Source organism: Morganella sp. EGD-HP17 (assembly GCF_000512315.2).
GTDB classification, from domain to species: Bacteria; Pseudomonadota; Gammaproteobacteria; order Enterobacterales; family Enterobacteriaceae; genus Morganella; species Morganella morganii.
In genome coordinates, this window is record NZ_AZRH01000007.1 from 33,402 (window position 1) to 57,086 (window position 23,685).

The following is a 23,685-nucleotide window of genomic DNA, read 5'->3' on the forward strand; positions in this document are numbered from 1 at the left end:
AGCACCAGATAAAAGGAAACGAACACCGATGCAGCAATTACAGGCCATTATTGAATCCGCCTTTGAAGATCGCGCCGCTGTGACACCGGCAACTGCCACCCCTGTACTGCGTGACGCAGTTAATCAGGTGATTGAGTTACTGGACAGCGGAAAACTGCGCGTCGCTGAAAAAATCGGCGGCACCTGGGTGACACATCAGTGGCTGAAAAAAGCAGTGCTGCTCTCTTTCCGTATCAGTGACAATCAGGTGATGGACGGGGCTGAATCCCGTTACTTTGATAAAGTCCCGATGAAATTCGCGGATTACGACCAGGCGCGTTTTGAGCGCGAAGGGTTCCGTGTGGTACCGCCTGCGGCAGCCCGCCGTGGTGCGTTTATCGCCCGCAATACCGTACTGATGCCATCTTACGTCAATATCGGTGCCTATGTGGATGAAGGCACGATGGTGGATACCTGGGCGACGGTCGGCTCCTGTGCGCAGATCGGTAAAAACGTGCATCTCTCCGGCGGTGTCGGTATCGGCGGGGTATTAGAGCCGTTACAGGCCAATCCGACCATTATCGAGGACAACTGCTTTATCGGCGCACGTTCCGAAGTGGTGGAAGGAGTGATTGTGGAAACCGGTTCCGTGATTTCCATGGGTGTGTATATCGGCCAGAGCACCAAAATTTATGATCGCGAAACCGGCGAAATCCATTACGGCCGTGTCCCGGCGGGCTCTGTGGTTGTCTCCGGTAATCTGCCGTCAAAAGATGGCCGTTACAGCCTCTATTGTGCGGTGATTGTCAAAAAAGTAGATGAAAAAACGCGCGGCAAGGTCGGAATTAATGAATTGTTACGCACCATAGACTAATCTCAGAAATAGCGGATAATAACTCCGCTATTTTTTTATCCGTGCATCTTATCTTCCGCCTTTTGCGGCGGGAACAGGACAGAATAACAATCAATAGGTGGCGCACATGTACGACAATTTAAAAAGTCTGGGAATTACGCATCCTGAAGATATTGATCGCTATACTCTTCGTCAGGAAGCGAACAACGACATTCTGAAAATCTATTTCCGCAAGGATAAAGGCGAGTTTTTCGCCAAGAGCGTGAAGTTTAAGTACCCGCGTCAGCGCAAGACTATCCAGGATGCACAGGGTTTCAAAGAGATTAATGAGATCAACAGCAACCTGCGTTATGTCATCGAAGAGCTGGATACCATCTGCCAGCAGACAGAGAGCACGATGCCGGAAATCGATCTGAAACGTAAGATCCTCGACGATCTCCGCCATCTGGAGCATGTGGTGTCCAATAAGATCGCTGAAATTGAAAGCGATCTGGAAAAACTGACCCGCAAGTAACCGGATGAAACACTGCCGCAGTGCTGCAAAGCCGCTGCGGCGTTGTTTTCCGTGATCAGCTGACCAGTGCCGCCCAGGTTTTCAGCCACGGCTGTGCAAACTCTTCCGGTGCAGCGACTTCCGCGCCGTCAATCACCAGCATCTCGCCGATGCGCTGCGCATGCTGTTCCTGCAGTAACTCATTGAACTGATGGCCGCCACCGGCAAAATTATCATAACTGCTGTCGCCCAGCGCGATAATACCGTAGCGCAGTGACGGCTGATAACCGATGTCATCCCGCAGACCGGCAAACAGTTCGCGGATATTATCCGGCAGATCGCCCTGTCCGGTGGTGGAGGTGATCACCAGTGCCACATCCGTAAGGTAATCTTTCCACTGTGACAGTTCCGGTTCATCAAATAACACCACTTCATGACCGGCCTGCTCCAGAATGGTCTGTGCCTCTTCACCCACAGCCAGCGAATTGCCGTAAACTGTGCCGATAAAAATACCGATACGTGCCATTATCCGTCCTTTTTCATCAGTAAAATCAAATTATTAATAAATCAGGGTAATGTCCAGCCAAGCTGTTCTGCCACCCGCTGCCAGGTTTCATCGAAACCGGCATGCAGCACCAGCGACTCTCCGCTGACCGGGTGTGTCAGTACCAGTTCCGATGCATGCAGCATCAGCCGGCGGCTGCCGAAATGTTCTGTGAATCCCCGGTTCTGACGCAGATCGCCGTGGGCGGTATCACCGATAATCGGATGCCGCAGATGCTGCATATGGCGGCGCAGCTGGTGTTTACGTCCGGTTTCCGGTTTCAGTTCCGTCAGGGTAAAACGGGATGTCGGGTAACGCCCGATAGCCACCGGACACTCCACTTTCGCCAGCGGGCGGTAGTGTGTCACCGCCGGTTGCGCCGGTTTTTCCGCCGCAAATTTATCAGCGATTTTATCCAGCTCTTCCACCAGCGGGTAATCCAGCGTCGCCGTTTCCTCTATCCAGCCGCGCACCACCGCATGATAGGTTTTCTGCATTTCATGCCGCTCAAGCTGTTGTGACAGGAGGCGTGCCACCTCAGACGATAATCCCATCAGCAAGACGCCGGAGGTCGGTCTGTCGAGACGGTGAACCGGAAAAACATGCTGACCTATCTGGTCGCGCAGTGTCTGCATCACAAACACCGTTTCATGACGGTCAAGCCAGCTGCGGTGCACCAGCCATCCGGCGGGTTTATTCACCGCGACGATATGTTCATCCTGATAACAGATTTCCAGTAATGGTTTTTCCGGTAATGTTTTTTCCGGTAATGGCGTGTCCTGCAATGGTTGTGTCACGCGAAAAGCCCGTCCAGTGCCCGTAAATGGTCAAGCAGCACCAGATAGCGTGCAGCCTGTTCGTCCCCTCTGTAGTGCTCTTCAAAATACGGGGCTATCTGAAAGGCGGACGGCAGTGCCGCGCCCTGTTCAATCATGGCATACAGACGCGGGATAAGGATCCACTGTAACCACTCATGGGCATTCATGGTATCCACCGCAAACGGCAGTTCGCTTTCAAATGCTTCTGCTGCCGGAGGCTGCCCCTGCCACAGATCGACGGCGCGCATCTCATTCTCGATGTCCGTCAGGATCGCAGTAATCTGCTGATGTTTTGTCATAACTGAAACCTGTTTACGCTGTAAAATTCATTTTCCGCAGCCAATGCCGCTGATATCTGTAGCGTAACATTGAGGTCAGATAAGTAAAAATCAATTCCTGTCCGGAAGACATAAAAAGGCATAACGGGGATTTAGGGGGGATTAAAAACGAGGGGGAAAAATCCCCCTCGTTTCTAATAAAATAACATCCTGTCTCTGCTGAAAATACATCCGTGTATTTCCGTCCACTTCCTTATGGGCACAGACAGCATGCCGCAGCACTGCGTGACAGGCAATAATACCGGCGGGAAATCACGGTGGTACAGGAATATTAATTCAATGAATTTACTGCTTATTTTCAGTAAACCATGATTTTACGGCAGACCGTATTACAGCCATCACCGGTAAAATCCCACACCGCTGTCAGTGATATTTATGCTGTGCATACCGCCGTCAGCTGTGACAGAAATGATGCCGTATCCGCCGCCAGCACCCGGCGCTTTGTGGTACCGAACGTTTCGAGGATCACTTCACCGTTCAGGTTACAGACAGAAATCATGTCAAATTCTGATTCCAGTGTGGCGATAAACTGTGTCGGCGGCAGTTTCAGACGGCGCTGCGTGACCAGATGACCAATCAGGTTTTCCTGTAAGCGGATAAAATCATCCTCACTCCAGACCTGCACCAGACTGAGCTGAATATCCTCAAAAACAGCCTGCATATCCCCCGCAAACTGCTGCGTGTAGAATTCACTGATATCCGGGTGCAGCTGAATATCCAGCGCTTTCTCAACCGGCTGCAAATGCTTGTCTGCGGTGAATTCCGCCGGCTCCCAGTACACACATTCATCACCGGTGCGGATAATACACGGGGAAGGAATACCATAAAGATCGTGACTGATCGGCGGTAAACCTATTTTTTCCTGCCATAAACCGACATAATGCCGGGTAAACTGATGTAACGCCTGAGAAACTGTGCGGGTCATATCGCAAAACCTGTTAAACATAAAAGTATCATGCCGCTATAGTAACGTATGACAGACTGTATTGGCGACAGGCGGTACTATTTTTCACCTGAGGTAAAAGGGTTATTTATGTCTCTGTATGAAGGAAAGGCGGAACTGGCGTCACTGACGCTCGGTAAAAAAACCGGTTATGAGCAGCATTACAATCCCGCTCTGTTACAGGGTGTGCCGCGCAGCCTCAACCGGGATGCCCTGCATCTGCATGCGGATAATCTGCCTTTTCGCGGTGCGGATCTGTGGACCCTCTATGAGCTCTCCTGGTTACAGCCGAACGGCGTGCCCTGCATTGCGCTCGGCTATGTTTCCCTCGATGCCGCCGGGCTGAATCTGATCGAATCCAAGAGCTTCAAGCTCTATCTCAACAGCTTTAACCAGACGGTATTTGCCTCTGCGGATGATGTCCGCCGCACACTGGAGCAGGATTTAAGCGCCTGTGCACAGGGAACGGTAACAGTGGAGTTGCTGCACCCGGATCAGTTCACCGGACAAAAAATCATTGATTTTACCGGCGAGTGTATCGATTATCAGGATATTACGATTACTGATTATCAGTTCAGCAGTGATTATCTTATTGATGCCGTCAATGAAAATGACGATGTCGTTGAAGAAACGTTAGTCAGCCACCTGCTAAAATCAAACTGCCTGATTACACAGCAGCCTGACTGGGGCTCCGTCGCCATACAGTATCGCGGCCCCAAAATTGATCGTGAAAAACTGCTGCGGTACCTGGTGTCATTCCGCAACCATAACGAGTTTCATGAGCAGTGCGTTGAGCGGATTTTTACTGATCTGAACACACATTGCCGCCCGGTTGCCCTGACTGTCTATGCCCGTTATACACGGCGCGGCGGGCTGGATATCAATCCGTGGCGCACCAACACGGACTTTACACCGTCTGCGGACCGTCTCGCCCGTCAGTAAGGCAGACAGCGCGCAACCTGTACGACTACAATTTATCCACGGGATAACAAGGAGTTTTACTTGATCACACATATCAGCCCGTTAGGCTCTATGGATCTGCTTTCCCAGCTTGAAGTTGATGTTCTGAAACGGACAGCAAGCAGTCACCTGTACCGTCTGTACCGCAACTGTTCGCTGGCGGTGCTGAATTCCGGCAGCCAGATGGATAACAGTCATGAATTACTGTCCCGTTTCCCGGATTTTGATATTAACGTGCTGCGCCGTGAGCGCGGGGTAAAACTCGAACTGGTGAACCCGCCGCAGAATGCGTTTGTTGACGGCAAAATTATCCGTTCACTCCAGGCTAACCTGTTTGCCGTGCTGCGCGATATTCTGTTCGTCCAAACCCAGATCACCGATGCCGAGCGCTGCCGCGGCCTGAATCTGGACAACAGCGCACATATCACCAACCTGATTTTCTTTATCCTGCGTAACGCCCGCGCCCTGCATATTGATGAAGATCCGAATATGATTGTCTGCTGGGGCGGTCACTCCATCAATGAAACCGAATACCTGTACGGACGTAAAGTCGGGAACGAGCTGGGGTTGCGCGAGCTGAATATCTGTACCGGCTGCGGACCGGGTGCCATGGAAGCGCCGATGAAAGGCGCGGCTGTCGGCCATGCCCAGCAGGGTTACAAAAACAGCCGTTTTATCGGCCTGACCGAGCCGTCCATTATTGCTGCCGAGCCGCCTAACCCGCTGGTAAACGAACTTATCATCATGCCGGATATCGAAAAACGGCTGGAGAGTTTTGTCCGTCTGGCACACGGGATCATCATCTTCCCGGGCGGGGTCGGTACGGCTGAAGAACTGCTCTACCTGCTGGGGATCCTGATGCATCCGGAAAACAAAGATCAGGTACTGCCGCTGGTACTGACCGGGCCGAAAGAGAGCGCCGACTATTTCCGTGTGCTCAATGACTTCGTGATCAACACCCTGGGCGAAGAAGCCACCCGCCATTATCAGATCATTATTGATGATCCGGTGGAAGTTGCCCGCGTAATGAAACGCGCCATGCCGGAAGTGAAAGATAACCGCCGCAGCACCGGGGACGCTTACAGCTTCAACTGGTCGATTAAAATTGCCGGTGATCTGCAGCATCCGTTTGAGCCGACACATGAAAATATGGCTGCACTGAACCTGTACCGCAATCAGGAGCCGGAAAAACTGGCGGCAGATCTGCGCCGTGCGTTCTCCGGTATTGTCGCCGGTAACGTGAAAGAAAACGGTATGCAGGCCATCGCACAGCACGGGCCGTTCAAAATCCACGGCGAGGAAGCCATTATGCAGCGGATGGATGTCATGCTGCGCGGATTTGTTGAACAGCACCGGATGAAATTACCGGGCGGCACGGCTTACGAGCCATGCTACGAAATCATCCGCTGATACTTTTTATCTGAACTGTTTCCCCGCCGCCGGCGGGGAAATTATATATAGCGACTATGATCCATTTACTGATTATCGATGCAATGAATCTGATCCGCCGGATCTATGCAGTGCAGAGCCAGTCCGGCCTGCTGGTCTGTGAGCAGGCGCTGATGCAGATCCTGAATCATGCACAACCGACACACGCGGTCACCGTCTTTGATGAGGACGACCGCAGTCACAGCTGGCGTCATCAGCTGTTGCCGGGTTACAAAGCCGGACGCAGTGAGATGCCGGAAGTTGTCCGGCAGGAACTGCCGCTGCTGCGGGAGATGTTTGCCCGTCACGGCATCCGGGCATGGCATTCCGAAGGGGATGAGGCGGATGACCTCGCCGCCACACTGGCGCACAAAGTCGGTCAGGCGGGACACCGGGTGACGATTGTCTCCACCGACAAAGGCTATTGCCAGCTGCTCTCCCCGCAGATTCAGATCCGCGACTATTTTCAGAAACGCTGGCTCGATATGCCGTTTATTGCCGCCGAATTTGGTGTTACCGCGCAGCAATTACCGGACTTCTGGGGCTTAAGCGGCATCAGCAGCAGTAAAATTCCCGGCATCACCGGTATCGGCCCGAAAACAGCGGCCACACTGCTCAGCACCTTTGCTGACCTGGACTCACTTTACAGCGACATTGACCGGGTACCGGAAAAATGGCGTCAGAAACTGATCGACGGAAAAGCCATGGCTTACAGCTGCCGTGACGTCGCCACCCTGAAGCGGGATCTGCATTTACAGGGCAATCTCAGCCAGTTGCGCTTACCAGCGGGAAACAGCAGCTCTTAAACCAGACAACGGAGTGCCTGTGTTTACTCAGCTTCGTTCGGAATAATCCCGGTCAAATTTAGCTTAAGTTAAAATCGTTAGATAAACCGGCGGACATCCCCTACACTCGGTTTTATTAATATATTAACCAGCTAGCGGATGGCTTATGTTTACGAAAGCACGCATTATTTTAGGGTTTTTTGCTGTTATTGGTTTGCTGATGCTGATGGGCGGCAGTTACTTTTACCTTTCCGGTTATTCACAGGAAAAAAGCGGAATAGTGGTCACCGGACAAATTATCGATCTGTCTGTTCACCGCTCGGATGACGGTGCTTCTTATTGCCCTGTGGTAAAATACACTGACGGGCAGGAAGAGTATGTCATGGAGTCCTCTTATTGCAGCAGCGGTTACCGCAATGCACCGGGTGACGATATTGATGTTATTTACCAGCCGGGCAACCCGGATAACGCGGTTATCCACTCTTTCGGCGGACTGTACGGCGGAGCCGTGATTCTTCTCGGGATGGGTGCGGTATTTGCACTGGCCGGTACGCTGCCGCTGATTATCATGTATCTGCGGAGTAAATCCGGTCAGCGCCTGCTGCGGGAAGGAATGCCGGTCAAAGCCCGGTTCAGTGAAGTGATCCTCAATACCACGATCAATATCAACGGCCGAAGCCCGTTTCAGATTGTGGCACAAATGCATGACACCGCGGCAAACACGGTGAAACTGTATTACAGCCACAATATTGCGTTTGACCCCTCACCGTTTATTAATCAGGAGTTTGTCACCGTTTATGTGGACAAGAAAAATCCTGATAAATACTACATGGATATCTCTTTCCTGCCGAAGATGAAGTGATACAAAAAAATCCCGGCAATCATTGCCGGGATTATTTATCAGAAGACCCGATCCGGGTTATACGCACCCCACACCCGCTGGACATGCACCGTAATTTCCTCACGGTCATGATACAGATGTTTCGCGTGGATCAGCGCATTCACGCCCTGCTCTTTCATTTCAGCAGCCATTTTTTCGAGGATATGAGATACCTCTTCATAGCGCTTTTTCATCGGCAGTTTAAGGTTGAAAATCGTCTCGCGGCACCAGCCATTAACCATCCATGTGGTCATCAGCGCGGCCACTTTCGCCGGTTTCTCCACCATATCGCAGACCAGCCAGGTAATATTTTTGGATGTCGGCACAAACTTAAAGCCGTCCTCACGGAGATGGCGCACCTGACCGGTTTCCATCAGGCTTTCAGCCATCGGGCCGTTATCCACGGCCTGAACACGCATACTGTGTTTCACCAGCTGATACGTCCAGCCGCCCGGGCATGCCCCCAGGTCCACCGCCTGTAATCCGCCTTCCAGACGCTCTTCCCATTCGTCGTACGGAATAAACATATGAAATGCTTCTTCCAGCTTGAGGGTGGAGCGGCTCGGTGCATCTGACGGGAACTTCAGACGCGGGATCCCCATGTAGAACGCAGAGTTATTATTCGAGTAAGAATAACCGACATAGCAACAGCCCGGCGCGATAAAGAAAACGTGAATGACCGGACGGCCCCGGTTCTCTTTTGCCAGCAGCAGTTTTTCCTGACGCAGTGCCGAACGCAGCGGTACCGTGAATTTACGGCAGAACTTCATCAGCTCTTTGGCTTCGTTGGTGTCAGGCACTTCGACGCGCAGATCACCCGCACGCTCCACCACGCCGGTCAGCATCCCCATGATCGGCGAAATCCGGTCATTTTCGGGTAAGTTTTTCAGCAGTTCACCGACAACTATCATCTGACGGGCAAAAATCAGTTCTTTAAACGGGATCTCTTTTGCAATGCGATCGGCATCATCCGGCTGATAGCATTCAAAAATGACATAACCGCTGTTCTCTTTCACCCGCGGGAAACCAAAAATCTCAAGACGCCCGGCTTTATCCGTGATCTCAGCTGCACACTCTTTTTCAAAACCCGGACGGCAATATAATGCTATTTTATTCATGGCCGGAAGCCACTTTCCTTAGACGCAGCGCGCCAATCAATACACAAAACCAGCCTAACAGGAAACTTACCCCGCCAACCGGCGTAAAATAGGCAAAATATTTCATCTGTAACAGCGCCATACAATACAGGCTGCCGGAAAACAGCAGAATGCCGATCCCGAAAAACAGTCCGCTCCAGTAAAACCACAATACCACTTTGCGCATCAGCACAGCGGCCAGCCCCATCAGGGCGAGTGTATGTGAGATCTGGTACTGGAGACCCAGATTAATCCAGTCCATCTGGTGCTTTGCCAGAACCGGTGTTAAAAGGTGCGATCCGATTGCGCCGAATGCAACATAAAAAAAGCCGCTGAAACCGGCAAAAATTAACATCAACCGACTATTCATTTGCCATACCTTATGTGAAGTTCAGGTTAATCCTGCTCACTTGTCATCCAACCTAGTTTTTCCTGTTCACTCGCCGCCTGCGCCATAATCCACTGACGGAATGCTGCGATTTTACCGGAATCAGCCTGACTGTCCTGACACACCAGATAAAACGCATTCTTACTGACCAGAATATCTTTAAACGGGCACACCAGGCGACCGGCATCCAGTTCATTTTTTGCCATAACATTATTGACCAGTGCCACGCCCTGCCCGTGCACTGCGGCCTGAATCACCATCGCACTGTGGCTGAAAATCGGCCCGTGCTGCACATTAACCTGCTGCTGCAAATCCGCCTGACGGATATACGCCTGCCAGTCACGGCGGGATGAATCATGCAGAAGTGTATGATACGACAAATCGGTCAGCGTTTTGAGCGGCCGTTCACCGGTCATCAGTGACGGCGCGCACACCGGGATCAGATATTCCGCATACAGCCGGTCTGTACGCAGACCCGGCCAGTTACCCCTGCCGTAAAAAATCGCCACATCCACATCATCGGCCAGTTTATCTTCTTCGCGGTCAACCGCCTGGATCCGCACATCAATGCCCGGATAGGCCTGATGAAAGCCGGACAGACGCGGTACCAGCCACTGGATCGCGAAACTCGGTGACAGACTGACTGTCAGCGCCCCTTTGGCACTGCGTGCCTGGAGTTTGCGTGTGGCGTCGTTTATCGCTGAGAAGATTTCCTTAATATCGAGATAATAACTCTGCCCCTCTTCCGTCAGCAACAACGAACGGTTCCGGCGGCGGAATAATTTCAGCCCGAGGAAATCTTCCAGGCTTTTCATCTGATGGCTCACTGCGGCCTGAGTCACAAAAAGCTCTTCCGCCGCCTTAGTAAAACTTAAATGGCGGGCGGCAGCATCGAAGACACGCAAAGCATTGAGCGGAGGCAATCGTTTGGACATTTTCTGGTTTTTCTGTCAGATCCGGATACCGGTAACGTAAGTTTAGTCGGGATTAGTTTTTGTAATCCGAAGCATTATAAATTGTCCCTTGATGATACACCAGCAAATACCTATAGTATGCCCACTTCCTAAGCCGGAACGAAAAGTTGAACGGTAGCGATACTGCAAAACTTTTGGCTATGTGGTTGTGATGTTGTGTTTGCAAGTTGTCCGGGAGTTCCGGACATAGTAGCTTAAGCTACTGTTTTTTTCACTTCCTGTACATTTACCCTGTCTGTCCATAGTGATTTTTTGAATGCACCGCCGATTGCGGTGCTTTTTTTTGCCTTCCGTCCGCAGATACGTTTCCCCCGTCTGGAAAGCCGCCACGATGTTGATTATAGTAAACCGTCGCTGACGGTGCTACCGCCGCGATCCGGCCGGTCACCACCGGGCTCCCGCCTCTGATGTACCGGATACCGCACTTTTTGCATAAGCTCTGTTTATCTCAGACTGCCGTTGATAACACTGATGAAAACCTTTTCTCCCGATACATTCCGCCGCGCCTTTCCCGGGACCGCCGGTGACACTGTTTTTCTCGACAGCGCCGCCACCGCCCTTAAACCGGAGGTGATGACACAGGCCACCGCCCGCTATTATCAGCATGACAGCGGCGCGACCGTTCACCGCAGCCATCACCGGCAGGCCAGAGCCGTCACTGAACAGTTTGAGCAGGCGCGTGACGCTGTGCGGCAGCTGATTCAGGCTGAAGATGCCCGCAGCTGTATCTGGACAAAAGGCACCACCGAATCCCTGAACCTGGTCGCTCAGGGCTTTTTCCGCCCGCGTCTGCAGCCGGGGGATGAAATCATTGTCAGTGAGCTGGAACACCATTCCAACCTGATCCCGTGGATCATGCTGGCACAGCAGACCGGAGCAACCCTGGTGAAATGGCCGCTGACAGCGGACAAAACACTGTGCTGCGATCAGTTGGAACACCTGCTGTCACCGCGCACCCGGCTGGTGGCGGTCACACAGATGTCCAATGTCACCGGCTGCCAGCCGGATATTGCCCGCGCGGCACAGCTGGCACATCAGCACGGTGCACTGATTGTCGCTGACGGTGCTCAGGGTGTGGTTCACCGTCCGCTGAATGTTACTCTCAGTGATGTTGATTTCTATGCGTTTTCCGCCCACAAACTCTATGGCCCGAACGGGCTGGGTGTGCTGTACGGCCGTCCGGAGCTGCTCAGTGACATGCAGCCGTGGCAGGGCGGCGGCAAAATGCTGACGGATACCGACTTTTTCAGCTTCACCCCGGCTCCGGTTCCCGCCCGTTTTGAAGCAGGAACGCCCAATGTGGCCGGTGTTACCGCGTTCGGAGAAACCCTGCGCTGGCTGGATACAATCGATCTCACCGCCGCCCACGATTACACCATTGCACTGTGTGACAGTGCAGAACAGCAGCTCGCGGCACTCCCCGGCTTCCGCAGTTACCGCAGCCCGGGCAGCCCGCTGCTGGCCTTTAATATCGATGGTATTCATCACAGTGATATCGCCACGCTGCTGGCGGAAAAAAATATCGCCCTGCGCCACGGGCAGCACTGTGCGCAGCCGCTGTGTCAGGCTCTGGGCACGGAAGGCTGTCTGCGGGTCTCCTTTATGCCGTATAATCAGCCGGATGATGTCCGTCAGCTGGTGCAGGCGGTACAGTTTGCCCTTGAAATTCTGGCTGACAACTGAGAGAAAAAGATGACACACACATTCCCGGCACACCCGTTCGGCCACTCTATCCGCCGTGAGCAGCTCACGGAAACCTTTTCCGCCTGCCGCTCATGGGAGGAAAAATACCGTCAGCTGGTGATGCTGGCACGTCAGTTACCGGCACTGCCGCCGGAAAGCAAAGGTGAAGAGACAGAAATTAAAGGCTGTGAAAACCGCGTCTGGCTGGATGGCACACTCAGCAGTGACGGTACGCTGCATTTTTGGGGGGACAGTGACGGGCGGATTGTTAAAGGTCTGCTGGCAGTACTGCTGACCGAAGCGGAAGGTCTGACACCGGCTGCTCTGTTATCCGCGGATTTATCCGCAGCGTATGAACAGTACGGACTGAGTGCGCAGCTCAGCCAGTCCAGACAAAACGGGATTCAGGCACTGATTGATGCCGCCCGCGCCATTGCACAGCGGTTCAGCGCCTGAAAGGCTTATTCCGCCGCAGCACGCTCCGCTTTTGCCACCAGTTTTTTCAGTGCATGAGAGACCGCCACAAACCCGAAGGATGCCGTAACCACGGTGGCGGCACCGAATCCGGCGGCACAGTCCATACGCATACTCCCTTCCGCACTGTTTTTCATACCGCAGGCCGCGCTGCCGTCCGCCTGCGGATAACGCAGTGGCTCTGTCGAGAAAACACAATCAATCCCGAGCCGCCCTTTGCCGTTTTTACGCACACCATAATCTGATTTCAGGCGTTCACGCAATTTCGCCGCCAGCGGATCCTGCAAGGTTTTCGCCAGATCCGCGACCTGAATCTGTGTCGGATCGATCTGCCCGCCCGCGCCGCCGGTGGTGACCAGCGGAATTTTATTGCGGCGGCAGTAAGCCAGCAACGCCGCTTTCGGGCGGACGCTGTCGATAGCATCAATCACATAATCAAACCCCGGGCTCATCATGTCTGCGACATTATCCGGCGTGACAAAATCATCCGTACAATGCACCTCACATTCCGGGTTGATAGCCAGGATCCGCTCCCGCATCACCTCAATTTTCGGCTGTCCGACCGTGCCCTGCATGGCGTGGATCTGCCGGTTGGTATTGGTTATGCACACATCATCCATATCAATCAGTGTAATGGCACCGATTCCGGTACGCGCCAGTGCTTCCGCAGCCCACGAGCCGACACCACCGATGCCGACAACACAGAAACGGGACCGGGCAAATAAACGGAGTGCCTGCTGACCATAAAGACGGCCAATACCGGCGAAGCGCTGTAAATACGCATCAGATAAAGAAGTTTGTGTCATCGGGAACCTGCGGTGTCAGTCACGGAAAAAGAAGGAATTGATGCCGGTGCATACATCGTAGTGAAGTATACACCGCACAAAAGGAAGACTACAGCGCCGGATTCAGGATCGGCGGGATCCCTTTTTTCAGTACCCAGACGCGGCCGTAGTGATTGTAGAAACCAGCCATCAGCCCGGCATCGTGGCCGATACCGTGGTAAATATCGAAGTGATGCCCCTTGATAGCCCCGCCGACATCCAGCGCGATCATCAGGCGCATATCATAACGGCCGGTAAAATTGCCCTGATTATCCAGTACCGGGACTTCCGCCAGAAGCGTGGTACCCGGCGGGATCAGAGTTTTATCCGAGGCCACAGAGGCTTTGGCAATCAGCGGTACCGCGCTCGCCCCTTTCACCGGTGCAAACTGCTTCGGTGTGAAGAAGACAAAAGAGGCGTTTTGCTCCAGTAATTCCTGCACTTCCTGCGGAGAGTGATTATCGGCCCACTGGCGGATCGCCAGCATCGACATATCTTTCTTCTCCACCTCGCCGCGATCGATCAGAACACGCCCGATACTGGTATAACCGTGCCCGTTCTTCCCGGCATACGCGAAAAAGTTCAGCTCAGAACCATCACCGAAATCAATATAAGCACTGCCCTGAACATCCATCAGGAAATTATCCATCAGTGAGTTGCTGTAGGCGAGGACATAGTTATCACTCAGCGCGCCGTTATAAATCTGGGCCCGGCTCGGCAGACGGCTGCCTTTTTTCGGCGGCATGCGGTAGATAGGATACTGAAACTCCCCCTGACGGGTATGACGGGCCTGAACGACCGGGGTGTAATAGCCGGTAAACTGCACATTTCCGTAGTTATCTTTGCCTTCCATCTGATAGCTGTGCAGGTTGAACTGCCGCAACTGTGCGGTATCCGCACCGGAGCGCAGCCAGTTTTCAACCGCACGGAAGTTCTCGCTGTACTGATTGTACAGGCGTGGCGAGGTTGTCCGGATGGCTTCCACCTGTTTCAGAAAGTCCGGGCCGTTGACCGGCACACCGGGACTGTTGACGTTCGCCACTTCCTGTAAATTCTGTGTCAGATGCCCGTCTTTATACTGCTGACCTTTATCTGTCGGACGCGATTCACAACCAACCAATAAAGAAAATAATACGCCGCACAACAAATACCTGCCGGTTTTGCTCATACCCATCCGCCAACCAATAATTTGAATTAATGCAATATGTATGCGAACGATATCAAATCGCTTTTATTATGCAACCGCTTTAATTTTTGCTGCTGAACAATCATCCGGTCAAATGAATAAAAAACACGCAATCAGCCGGACAATTAACCAAATCAGGGGGTAGCATAGCTTTTTATCAAGAAAAAACTTGCATCAGCTCTCATCCTGAGTATAGTAAGCGCCTCACAGACGCGGGATGGAGCAGCCTGGTAGCTCGTCGGGCTCATAACCCGAAGGTCGTCGGTTCAAATCCGGCTCCCGCAACCAATTTTGAAGTGCGCTGTCTGTGAATACAATGTGATATGCTCAGTTAATGATATTCGGACGCGGGATGGAGCAGCCTGGTAGCTCGTCGGGCTCATAACCCGAAGGTCGTCGGTTCAAATCCGGCTCCCGCAACCAACCTTCATATCATTAACAAATTCGGACGCGGGGTGGAGCAGCCTGGTAGCTCGTCGGGCTCATAACCCGAAGGTCGTCGGTTCAAATCCGGCCCCCGCAACCACTCTTCTGACAAATTCTCTGTCAACTTTTCCTGAAAACACACAAAATTCATTCCTGAAAACGATTTTTTTCAGTGCATAACTATGTCTGTACTGTATCTGTCCGTTTCACACCACATCCTTGTGATGCACAATTTCTGTGATAAACCGTATTTTCAGTTGCGTCGTGCGACAGCCCCGCCGTTGGCAAAATACGCCTTAATCCCCAGGAAAATAGAATTTGCCATCTCCTGCTGGAATTTGGCCGTTTTCAGCAGACGCTCTTCCTCAAGGTTACTGATAAACGCCGTTTCCACCAGAATCGACGGAATATCCGGTGCTTTCAGCACCGCAAACCCTGCCTGATCAACCGTGCGCTTATGCAGTTTGTTGACATTTCCCATCCGTTTCAGCACTTCTGAACCGAATTTAAGGCTGTCTTTGATACTCGCACTCTGCACCATATCAAACATGGTCTGGTCGAGGTATTTGTCGCCGCTTTTGCTGACGCCCCCGATTTTATCCGCATCGTTCTGGGTCTGAGCCAGATATTTTGCGGTATTACTGGTTGCCCCGCGCGTCGAAAGCGCAAAGACCGACGAACCTCTGGCAGAGCGGTTGGTAAAGGCATCCGCATGGATTGAGACAAACAGATCCGCCCGCATTTTACGGGCTTTCGCCACGCGCACCGACAGCGGGATAAACACATCCTCGTTGCGCGTCATATAGGCACGCATACCCGGCTCGCGATCGATAAGCGACTTCAGGCGGCGGGCAATCTGCAGCACCACATCTTTTTCGCGGGTTTTGTATTTCCCGATAGCACCGGGGTCTTCCCCGCCGTGGCCCGGGTCAATCATAATAACAATCGGCCTGTCCTGACCGGCTTTACCCGGTTTCGGCGTTTCACGCGGCAGGCTTTCTTCGAGATCACCGCGGTTGTAATCTTCCAGCAGTGCCAGCAGAGGATCGTCTTCTGTCGCAGCACCATTTTTCGGATAAAAATCAAGCACCAGACGGTTTTTAAACTCAGCGACCGGGGTCAGTTCCAGCACCTGCGGGCTCATCGCCTGTTTCACTTCAAACACCAGGCGGACAGTCTGCGGATCATTCTGACCGACACGGATCAGCTTCAGATGCGGATCGCGATCCTGCACCTGCTTATCCATCCCTTTCAGCACACTGTTGAGGTGCACATTTTTCAGATCAACAACGATACGTTCCGGGTTCTGCAGTGAAAACTGCTTATATTTCAGCGGATGATCCGACTCAATAGTCACACGGGTATAACTGGATGCCGGCCAGATACGCACCGCCACAATCTGTGACGACGCCGCAAAGCCGAACGGGCTGATACTCAGCAGACAAAACGCCGCAGCTCCTTTCAGTAACAGACGGCGCGACGCATCATGTTCAGAATGACTCATGAAAAAATATCCATAGCGTAAATCAAATCAACAATAACCGGTGCGGGTTATGAAAACCGGAAAATAAAGAAGCAGAACAATTTATTCCGTAAATAATTTAAACGGCACTTTATCTAATCATTTGCGCCCTGTCATTATGCATTTTTGGCTTATATGGCGATAACGCGGCATAAAACCCGGTGAAATCTTAACCGGCGACCAAAATTTACGCTTGCTATTCCTTTGCAAAAAGAATAAAAATACATAAATTGCGAATAAAAATTCACTTACGAGGGTGTTATGAAAGAGCGCAGTATCGAACTGGTGGACGGATTCCGTCAGTCGGTTCCTTATATTAATGCTCACCATGGCAAAACATTTGTGGTGATGCTGGGCGGCGAAGCTATCGAGCATGAAAATTTTCCCGGTATTGTTAATGATATCGGCTTACTGCACAGCCTCGGCATCCGCTTGATTGTGGTGTACGGCGCCCGTCCGCAAATTGAAAAAAATCTGCTGGCCCATCAGTGCGAGCCGGTTTATCACAAAAATACCCGAGTGACAGATGCGCGGACTCTCGAGCTGGTCAAGCAGGCAGCCGGACAGTTACAGCTCGATATCACCGCCCGTCTGTCGATGTGTCTGAGCAACACACCGCTGCAGGGTGCGCATATCAATGTGGTGAGCGGGAACTTTGTGATAGCCCAGCCGCTGGGCGTGGATGACGGTATTGATTACTGCCACAGCGGGCGTATCCGCCGGATCGATGAAGATGCCATCAACCGCCAGCTCAATAACGGCGGTATCGTTTTGATTGGCCCGGTGGCGGTTTCTGTCACCGGTGAAAGCTTTAATCTGACCTCCGAGGAGATTGCCACGCAGATTGCCGTCAAACTGAAAGCTGAAAAGCTGATCGGTTTCTGCTCTGCGCAAGGTGTGGTGGCGGATGACGGCGGGATTATCTCCGAAATGCACCCGAATGATGCAGAGCACTATGTACAGGCGCTGGAAGGCAGCGGCGATTATTACTCCGGAACCGTCCGTTTCCTGCGCGGCGCAGTGAAAGCCTGCCGCCGGGGCGTGAAACGCAGCCATCTGCTCAGTTACCAGGAGGACGGCGCGCTTATCCAGGAACTCTTCTCCCGCGACGGTATCGGGACACAGATTGTGATGGAAAGCTCGGAACAGACACGCCGCGCCAATATCAATGATATCGGCGGGATCCTCAAGCTTATCCGCCCGCTGGAACAACAGGGCATTCTGGTGCGCCGCTCCCGCGAACAGCTGGAAATGGAAATCGACAAATTCACCATTATTGAACGCGATAACACCACGATTGCCTGTGCCGCCCTCTATCCGTATCCGGAAGAGAAAATCGGTGAAATGGCCTGCGTAGCGGTGCATCCCGATTACCGCAGCTCCGCACGCGGCGAGGAACTGCTGCACCGGGTCACACAGCAGGCAAAGCAGATCGGGCTGGAAAAGCTGTTTGTGCTCACCACCCGCAGCATTCACTGGTTTCAGGAGCGCGGCTTTGTCCCGGCAGAAATTGAAAACCTGCCGGTCAAAAAACAGGCGCTGTATAACTATCAGCGGCGCTCAAAAATCCTGATCCTGGGCTTTCAGTAATCCGCCGGACTAACGCAAACGCCCGCTCAGTCCGCTGTACCGCTGAGTCGGCGTTTTCACCGCCCGCTTAACACACTCTTCCCGGCTGTATATGGTCAGAAACTGCTTCGCCCGCGTCAGTGCTGTATACAGCAATTCACGGCTGACCAGCGGCGAAGGCTGCACCGGCAGCACCAGCGCGGTATGAGCAAACTCAGAGCCCTGTGATTTATGCACCGTCATCACATATGCTGTTTCGTGTGCCGGAAGACGGCTCGGGCGGATACTCCTGATAGTGCCGTCCGGCAGCCGGAAATACACCCGCAGTTCATGGTTTTCATCCGTCAGCATAATCCCGATATCACCGTTGAACAGCCCCAGCGGGCTGTCATTACGGCTTATCATCACCGGTTTGCCGTTATAGGCGCGGTGCCGGTGTATCAGCGGACGGCGGATATGCCCCTGCTGATGCAGCAGCCGTTCAATGCGCTCATTCAGCCCTTCCACACCGAACGGCCCTTCACGCAGCGCACAGAGCAGCCGGAACTGACTGAAGGCGTCAAGCACCGCTGCAGGATCGGCATGCTGTTTCACCAGTGATAAAAACGGCAGATAGGCTTTCATGGTGTCTGTCAGTACCTGAGCATAGCCTTCTTCATCCTCCAGCGGCACATAACGGACATCCGGCCGCTGCCCGCCGAGAACCGCCATGGTTTCCCGGATATCGCCGTTGTTAACTGCGGTGGCCAGTTGCCCGATGCCGGAACCGGCATCAAAACGGAAACTTTTACGCAGCAGGCAGAGGTGATCCTGCACATTGACCGGATGCGCCGGCGACTTATCCGGCAGCACACAGCCGGTCATAGCCTCCAGCGCCTGCCGCCGCTGTGGTGTGTAACCGGATTCAGCAAAACGGCAGATATCCCCCAGCACCGCCCCGGCTTCCACCGAAGCCAGCTGATCTTTATCCCCCAGCAGGATCAGAATAGCGTTCTCCGGCAGTGCATCAATCAGTGACGCCATCATCGGTAAATCAACCATGGATGCTTCATCCACAATCAGCACATCCGACATCAGCGGGTTTTTCTGATGATGGCGTAACCGGCGGCTGTCCGGCTGAGCGCCCAGCAGGCGGTGCAGGGTTTTGGCTTGCTCCGGCATCATGGCCCGCTGTGCATCCGTCAAATCAAGCTGCGCGATCGCCTCACCCAGTGATTCAGTCAGGCGGGCTGCCGCTTTGCCGGTCGGTGCTGCCAGTTCAATCAGCAGCGGCTCAGCGGCGGATTGCACCAGTGCCGCCAGAATACGGGCAACGGTTGTGGTTTTACCGGTACCGGGCCCGCCGGAAATAACGGAAGTCCGGCTGCTGACCGCTACCGCTGCGGCAATTTTCTGCCAGTCCTCCGGTTCTTCCGTACCGAACAATGCATCCAGAACCGGGCGCAGTTTCTCTGCATCAGCAGAAATCCGCTGAGGCCGGGAGAAAAATTCCGCCACCCGGCATTCATACTGCCACATCCGGTGCAGGTACAAATTCTCTTCTGACAGCACAACCGGTGCGGGAAGTGAGCCATCACTAACCGCATCAGAGGCAGACAGCGCCGCTTTTATCTCCGGCAGTCCCGGCTCATTCAGTGCCTTCCAGACAGACTGCATGATCTCCGCATGCCGTCCGCCCTGTTCCGCTGCGGGAATAATCCGCGACAGCGGCAGGCAGACGTGTCCGCCGCCGGTTTGTGCACTGAGCAGGGCAAAGACGAGTTGCAGCAGAGGATGACTGTCCGGTGCCAGCATGGCGGCGAACTGACAGTCCAGGGGACGCAGGATCTGCTCTGCACACAAGATTTGTAAGTGAGTATTCATTAACCTTCCTCCCCTTTAAACAGGGCATCCAGTTGTTCCGTGAATGCCTGCTCCGGGCGATAAAACCAGATCCCCCAGCCGGGATGGTCCGGTGTCATGCCGCGCAGAAAGAGGTAATACACACCGCCGAAATGCGTCTGATAGTCATAATCCGGCAACCGGTGGCGCAGATAGCGATGCAGCGCCAGCGTATACAGCTGATACTGCAAATCATAGCGGTGTTCCAGCATCGCCTGCGCCAGTGCGTCCGGCTGATAATCTGCGTGACTGTCACCCAGATAGTTTGATTTATAGTCCGCTATGTAATATTTACCGTCGTGATAAAACACAAGGTCAATAAAGCCTTTCAGCATACCGGTCACTGCCGCGAAATCCAGCGGTGGTGCCTGTGCTGACAGCGGATCATACTGCCGCGTCAGTGCATCCAGTTTTTGCGCGGTCAGGTCGCCGTCTATCGGCAGGAAAAACTGCATTTCATCCTGTTTATAACGTACCGGGATTGCACTGAGCACCGGCCCTTCCGCAGACAACGGTGTATTAACCAGATCCGTGAACCAGGTTTGCAGGAACGGTGCCCATTCAGCAGAGAATCCGTATGACAGCAGTTGCTCCCTCAGCCACTCAAGTGAGGGCTCACTATCAAATTCAAGCTCTTCAAACAGGCTGTGCAGGAATGTCCCCGCCATCGCACCGCGCGGGAAGGTACCGGCGGTTTGTGCCGTTCCGGTTTCGTCCTGCACTTCACCGAGCGTATCTGTATCCAGTGACGGGCTGAGAGAACGGATCATCGCCATCATCTCTTCCTGTCTGTCCTGTGTATACACAGTGCCGCCGGACGATGCACCGTAACTCAGGCCACTGTAACTGGTCACACGCCAGCGGCTGCTGACATTCCGGGTAAACGGCTTCACCGCCAGGGACGGCGGCTGTGACATACCGGGCTGCCACAGTTGCAGTTGTGGTTCTGTTATCCGGGTGACAGCAACCGGGCTGTCGCCCTGACAAAAAGCATCAAGCCGCTCCGCCAGGGTTTTGCTGTCACATGCCTGTCCGTTCTGAAGCAGATACCCCAGCCCGTTAAGATGCAGGTCGGTATTACCTGTTTTTTTGCGGTTCCCTCTGATAATCGGCGCAACACCCAGGCTGCAATGGTAAACCGCCCGCGTCACCGCCACATACAACAGACGTAAATCCTCTGCCAGACGTTCTTTATCCGCCAGGGCAAGCTGTGTTTCATCCGGTGACAGTGTCAGGCACGGCTCGAAGGTGGTTTCATCATGATAAAGCCGCTGACCACCCGCCTGAAAATTACAGATAAACGGCAGCCACACCAGCGGGTATTCCAGCCCTTTGGATTTATGGATAGTGCAAATCTGAACCAGATGCTGATCACTTTCCAGCCGCATCTGCTGACTTTCTGACTGCGCATCCGGGCGTAATACCTGTTGTGCCAGCCAGCACACCAGGGCGTGTTCATTTTCCAGCGTCAGTGATGTTTCCTGAAGTAACTCACTGATATGCATGATATCGGTTAAGCGCCGTTCACCGTCCTGCCCCACCAGAAGATTTTCCGCAATCTTCCGCTGACTGAGCACCCGGCGCAGCATCGGCAGAACGCCCTGCTGCTGCCAGATCTGACCATAACCGGCGAACTCGTCCACCAGCCTGTCACGGGCAGCTTCATCCTGATTCAGTGCATCAATTTGCGCAGCATTCAGACCAAACAACCCGGATGCCAGCGCACTGCGCAACAACCGCTCCTTTTCCGGATTCAGCACCGCCTGGAGCAGCCACAGCAACTCGCGGGCTTCCGGTGTGTCAAACACGCTGTCGCGGTTTGAGAGAAAAACAGACGGGATCGCCCGCTGGTTAAGGACATCTTTTATCAGTTGTGCTTCCCGGCGGCTGCGTACCAGCACGGTAATATCTGCCGCACTGACCGGCCGTTGTTTCCCGGGCTTGCCAATCAGTGCCGTGCCGTTTTGTCCGGCATCCAGCCAGTCGCAGATCTGCCCGGCACACACTCCCGCCATTGTCCGCTCATAATCCCCGCTGCTGACCCCCTCTGCGGCCTGCCACCAGAACTGCACCGCCGGTTGTGTTTTTCCGCCGATAATAAAAGCGGCCTCATCATTATCCGGTGCGGAACTGACCGGCTGAAACGGGATCTGTTTAAAGCAGAAAGGCTCATCCGCCTGTAAAAACAGCTTGTTGACGCTGTCGACCATCGTCTTCGCGGAACGGAAGTTAGTCCCAAGAGTGTAATGCGCACTGACATCCTGCCGCGCTTTGATATAGGTGAAAATATCCGCGCCGCGGAAGGCGTAAATCGCCTGTTTCGGGTCACCGATAAACAGCAGTCCGTACGGATCTGCCGGTGTGCCGTTGTCACCGGTGTTTTCCTGATAGATAGTACGGAAGATCCGGTATTGCTGGGGATCGGTATCCTGGAATTCATCAATCATCGCCACCGGAAAACGTCTGCGCAGTGTCTGCGCCAGCAGAACGCCGTTTTCCTGATGCAGCGCGTTATCCAGCCGGGTCAGCAAATCATCAAATCCCATCTCGCCCCGGGCCTGTTTCTCCTGCGTGATGGTCCGGCGGATCTCATACACCGCGCGGGTAAACAGGACATCCTCCAGCGTCAGTGCCTGTGCTGTCAGTTCCTCAATCGCAGAGAACACCGGATGTGACGGCGGCGTACCGCCTTTTTTGGTTTTTTCATCCAGCACTGCCTGACTGAAACGTTCTATATTTTTCGGCAGTGCGTAATGTGTGGTTTCGGTTTCCTTCGCCCAGTCATCAATGCCGGCAATCCATCCGGGCACCAGATTAGCGCGGTAACTGCTTTTATTCAGATCAGAGTTCTGAATAAGACTGACAAAATCAACATCACTTTCCCGCCAGCACTGTTTGACCTCATCAATCGCGGCGATAATTTTTTCATGGCGGGAAAGTAATGTTTCATCCGATTCCGGTGCATCTGTAATTCCGGGCAGTTCCCCCTGCAGCCAGGGGTAAATATCCCGCAGCAGCGCCTCAGGATCAGACCAGAGCTGTGTAATGGCTCTGGCCAGTTCAACCGGCAGCGGGTAACAATGACGCCGCCAGAAGTCCTCGCAGGCCTGTTTACGGACAGGATGCTCATCCTGAATCAGCGTTTGTTCAAAGAGCACGCCGGATTCAAAGGCGTTGTGTGTCAGCATACGCTGACAAAAACCGTGGATGGTAAAAATGGCGGCTTCATCCATCTGCCGTTCAGCCAGCAGCAGGCGCTGAGCAGCACTTTGTTTATCCTCAATCAGCGCCAGAAGCGGACCGAATCCGTAATCCTCCCCCGGTTCCCCGCCTTCTTCATGACGCAGACAGGCGATCCGCAACTTATGGATGTTCTCACGGATACGCCCCCGCAGTTCATTGGTTGCCGCTTCGGTAAAGGTCACCACCAGGATCTCTTCCGCCGATAACGGCCGGACAAATGCCCCTTCACCAATACCCAGCAGCAGACGCAGATAGAGCCGGGCCAGGGTGTAAGTTTTCCCTGTACCGGCAGAGGCCTCAATTAACCGCTGCCCCTGCAGCGGTATTGTCATCGGATTTAAAGATTCAGCCGCCATCG

21 protein-coding genes and 3 tRNA genes are annotated in these 23,685 nt (G+C 53.4%); 12 read left to right on the plus strand and 12 right to left on the minus strand.

Features of this window, described 5'->3' with window-relative positions:
* Window positions 1–28: 28 nt before the first annotated feature.
* Together dapD and X965_RS09115 are read left to right on the plus strand one after the other, a co-directional pair.
* Window positions 29–853: a 2,3,4,5-tetrahydropyridine-2,6-dicarboxylate N-succinyltransferase gene (gene dapD, locus X965_RS09110; RefSeq protein ID WP_004237218.1), complete on the plus strand. Its 825-nt coding sequence runs from the start codon at window positions 29–31 to the stop codon at window positions 851–853.
* Between the two features lie 106 nt (window positions 854–959).
* Window positions 960–1,346 carry a DUF3461 family protein gene (locus X965_RS09115; protein ID WP_036417842.1) on the plus strand — a complete coding sequence of 129 codons (387 nt, stop codon included), beginning with the start codon at window positions 960–962 and terminating at the stop codon, window positions 1,344–1,346.
* 55 nt (window positions 1,347–1,401) lie between these two features.
* Here the strand turns inward: X965_RS09115 and X965_RS09120 are convergent, their stop codons facing one another.
* The 4 genes from X965_RS09120 to syd form a co-directional block, all read right to left on the minus strand.
* Window positions 1,402–1,851: a flavodoxin gene (locus X965_RS09120; RefSeq protein ID WP_004237216.1), complete on the minus strand. Its 450-nt coding sequence runs from the start codon at window positions 1,849–1,851 to the stop codon at window positions 1,402–1,404.
* Window positions 1,852–1,892: 41 nt separating this feature from the next.
* On the minus strand, window positions 1,893–2,666 hold the full coding sequence (gene truC, locus X965_RS09125) for a tRNA pseudouridine(65) synthase TruC (RefSeq protein ID WP_172794086.1): 774 nt from the start codon (window positions 2,664–2,666) through the stop codon (window positions 1,893–1,895).
* Entirely contained in the window at window positions 2,663–2,986 is a 324-nt protein-coding gene (locus X965_RS09130) for a YqcC family protein (protein WP_004242205.1), read from the minus strand. The genes truC and X965_RS09130 overlap by 4 nt, the downstream gene beginning before the upstream one ends.
* 412 nt (window positions 2,987–3,398) lie before the next feature.
* On the minus strand, window positions 3,399–3,950 hold the full coding sequence (gene syd / locus X965_RS09135) for a SecY-interacting protein (RefSeq protein ID WP_036417844.1): 552 nt from the start codon (window positions 3,948–3,950) through the stop codon (window positions 3,399–3,401).
* 108 nt (window positions 3,951–4,058) lie between these two features.
* On the opposite strand from syd, the gene queF reads away from it, so the two are divergent.
* The 4 genes from queF to X965_RS09155 all read left to right on the plus strand — a co-directional run bounded on the left by queF (window position 4,059) and on the right by X965_RS09155 (window position 8,003).
* Window positions 4,059–4,910: an NADPH-dependent 7-cyano-7-deazaguanine reductase QueF gene (queF, locus tag X965_RS09140; RefSeq protein ID WP_036417845.1), complete on the plus strand. Its 852-nt coding sequence runs from the start codon at window positions 4,059–4,061 to the stop codon at window positions 4,908–4,910.
* A gap of 60 nt (window positions 4,911–4,970) precedes the next feature.
* Window positions 4,971–6,338 (plus strand): nucleotide 5'-monophosphate nucleosidase PpnN, encoded by a 1,368-nt coding sequence (ppnN, locus tag X965_RS09145; protein ID WP_004237210.1) that lies wholly within the window; start codon window positions 4,971–4,973, stop codon window positions 6,336–6,338.
* A gap of 56 nt (window positions 6,339–6,394) precedes the next feature.
* On the plus strand, window positions 6,395–7,162 hold the full coding sequence (gene xni, locus X965_RS09150; RefSeq protein ID WP_036417847.1) for a flap endonuclease Xni: 768 nt from the start codon (window positions 6,395–6,397) through the stop codon (window positions 7,160–7,162).
* 145 nt (window positions 7,163–7,307) lie between these two features.
* The gene (locus X965_RS09155; protein WP_036417849.1) at window positions 7,308–8,003 is read left to right on the plus strand and encodes a DUF3592 domain-containing protein; all 696 of its coding nucleotides are present in this window, start codon (window positions 7,308–7,310) and stop codon (window positions 8,001–8,003) included.
* A 38-nt stretch (window positions 8,004–8,041) separates the two neighbouring features.
* Here X965_RS09155 and rlmM read toward each other — a convergent pair whose 3' ends face one another.
* Genes rlmM through X965_RS09170 form a run of 3 tightly spaced genes read right to left on the minus strand, consistent with a single transcriptional unit; the run spans window position 8,042 to window position 10,480 of the window.
* The gene (rlmM, locus tag X965_RS09160) at window positions 8,042–9,139 is read right to left on the minus strand and encodes a 23S rRNA (cytidine(2498)-2'-O)-methyltransferase RlmM (RefSeq protein WP_004237207.1); all 1,098 of its coding nucleotides are present in this window, start codon (window positions 9,137–9,139) and stop codon (window positions 8,042–8,044) included.
* Window positions 9,132–9,527, minus strand: a complete 396-nt coding sequence (locus X965_RS09165) for a DUF423 domain-containing protein (protein ID WP_015422457.1) — start codon at window positions 9,525–9,527, stop codon at window positions 9,132–9,134. Before X965_RS09165 ends, rlmM begins: the two co-directional genes overlap by 8 nt.
* 26 nt (window positions 9,528–9,553) lie before the next feature.
* Window positions 9,554–10,480 (minus strand): transcriptional regulator GcvA, encoded by a 927-nt coding sequence (locus X965_RS09170; RefSeq protein WP_004242201.1) that lies wholly within the window; start codon window positions 10,478–10,480, stop codon window positions 9,554–9,556.
* A 510-nt stretch (window positions 10,481–10,990) separates the two neighbouring features.
* Here X965_RS09170 and csdA point away from each other — a divergent pair.
* Together csdA and csdE are read left to right on the plus strand one after the other, a co-directional pair.
* Window positions 10,991–12,202, plus strand: a complete 1,212-nt coding sequence (csdA, locus tag X965_RS09175; protein WP_036417851.1) for a cysteine desulfurase CsdA — start codon at window positions 10,991–10,993, stop codon at window positions 12,200–12,202.
* 9 nt (window positions 12,203–12,211) lie between these two features.
* Complete coding sequence (csdE, locus tag X965_RS09180) at window positions 12,212–12,658, plus strand: cysteine desulfurase sulfur acceptor subunit CsdE (protein WP_032098731.1); 447 nt, start codon at window positions 12,212–12,214, stop codon at window positions 12,656–12,658.
* 5 nt (window positions 12,659–12,663) lie between these two features.
* Here csdE and tcdA read toward each other — a convergent pair whose 3' ends face one another.
* Complete coding sequence (gene tcdA / locus X965_RS09185; protein ID WP_036417853.1) at window positions 12,664–13,482, minus strand: tRNA cyclic N6-threonylcarbamoyladenosine(37) synthase TcdA; 819 nt, start codon at window positions 13,480–13,482, stop codon at window positions 12,664–12,666.
* An 88-nt stretch (window positions 13,483–13,570) separates the two neighbouring features.
* The gene (gene mltA / locus X965_RS09190; protein WP_004242199.1) at window positions 13,571–14,668 is read right to left on the minus strand and encodes a murein transglycosylase A; all 1,098 of its coding nucleotides are present in this window, start codon (window positions 14,666–14,668) and stop codon (window positions 13,571–13,573) included.
* 229 nt (window positions 14,669–14,897) lie between these two features.
* Here mltA and X965_RS09195 point away from each other — a divergent pair.
* From X965_RS09195 to X965_RS09205, 3 genes are all read left to right on the plus strand, one after another.
* Window positions 14,898–14,974: transfer RNA gene (locus tag X965_RS09195), tRNA-Met, on the plus strand.
* 58 nt (window positions 14,975–15,032) lie between these two features.
* Window positions 15,033–15,109: transfer RNA gene (locus X965_RS09200), tRNA-Met, on the plus strand.
* Window positions 15,110–15,135: 26 nt separating this feature from the next.
* Window positions 15,136–15,212: transfer RNA gene (locus tag X965_RS09205), tRNA-Met, on the plus strand.
* 153 nt (window positions 15,213–15,365) lie between these two features.
* Here the strand turns inward: X965_RS09205 and amiC are convergent.
* Entirely contained in the window at window positions 15,366–16,616 is a 1,251-nt protein-coding gene (amiC, locus tag X965_RS09210; RefSeq protein WP_004237199.1) for an N-acetylmuramoyl-L-alanine amidase AmiC, read from the minus strand.
* Between the two features lie 279 nt (window positions 16,617–16,895).
* Here amiC and argA point away from each other — a divergent pair, with 279 nt between their 5' ends.
* Window positions 16,896–18,224 carry an amino-acid N-acetyltransferase gene (argA, locus tag X965_RS09215; protein WP_036417855.1) on the plus strand — a complete coding sequence of 443 codons (1,329 nt, stop codon included), beginning with the start codon at window positions 16,896–16,898 and terminating at the stop codon, window positions 18,222–18,224.
* 9 nt (window positions 18,225–18,233) lie between these two features.
* Here the strand turns inward: argA and recD are convergent, their stop codons facing one another.
* Both recD and recB read right to left on the minus strand, forming a co-directional pair.
* On the minus strand, window positions 18,234–20,066 hold the full coding sequence (recD, locus tag X965_RS09220) for an exodeoxyribonuclease V subunit alpha (RefSeq protein WP_036413778.1): 1,833 nt from the start codon (window positions 20,064–20,066) through the stop codon (window positions 18,234–18,236).
* Entirely contained in the window at window positions 20,066–23,683 is a 3,618-nt protein-coding gene (gene recB, locus X965_RS09225) for an exodeoxyribonuclease V subunit beta (protein WP_036417857.1), read from the minus strand. Before recB ends, recD begins: the two co-directional genes overlap by 1 nt.
* Window positions 23,684–23,685 lie beyond the last annotated feature (2 nt).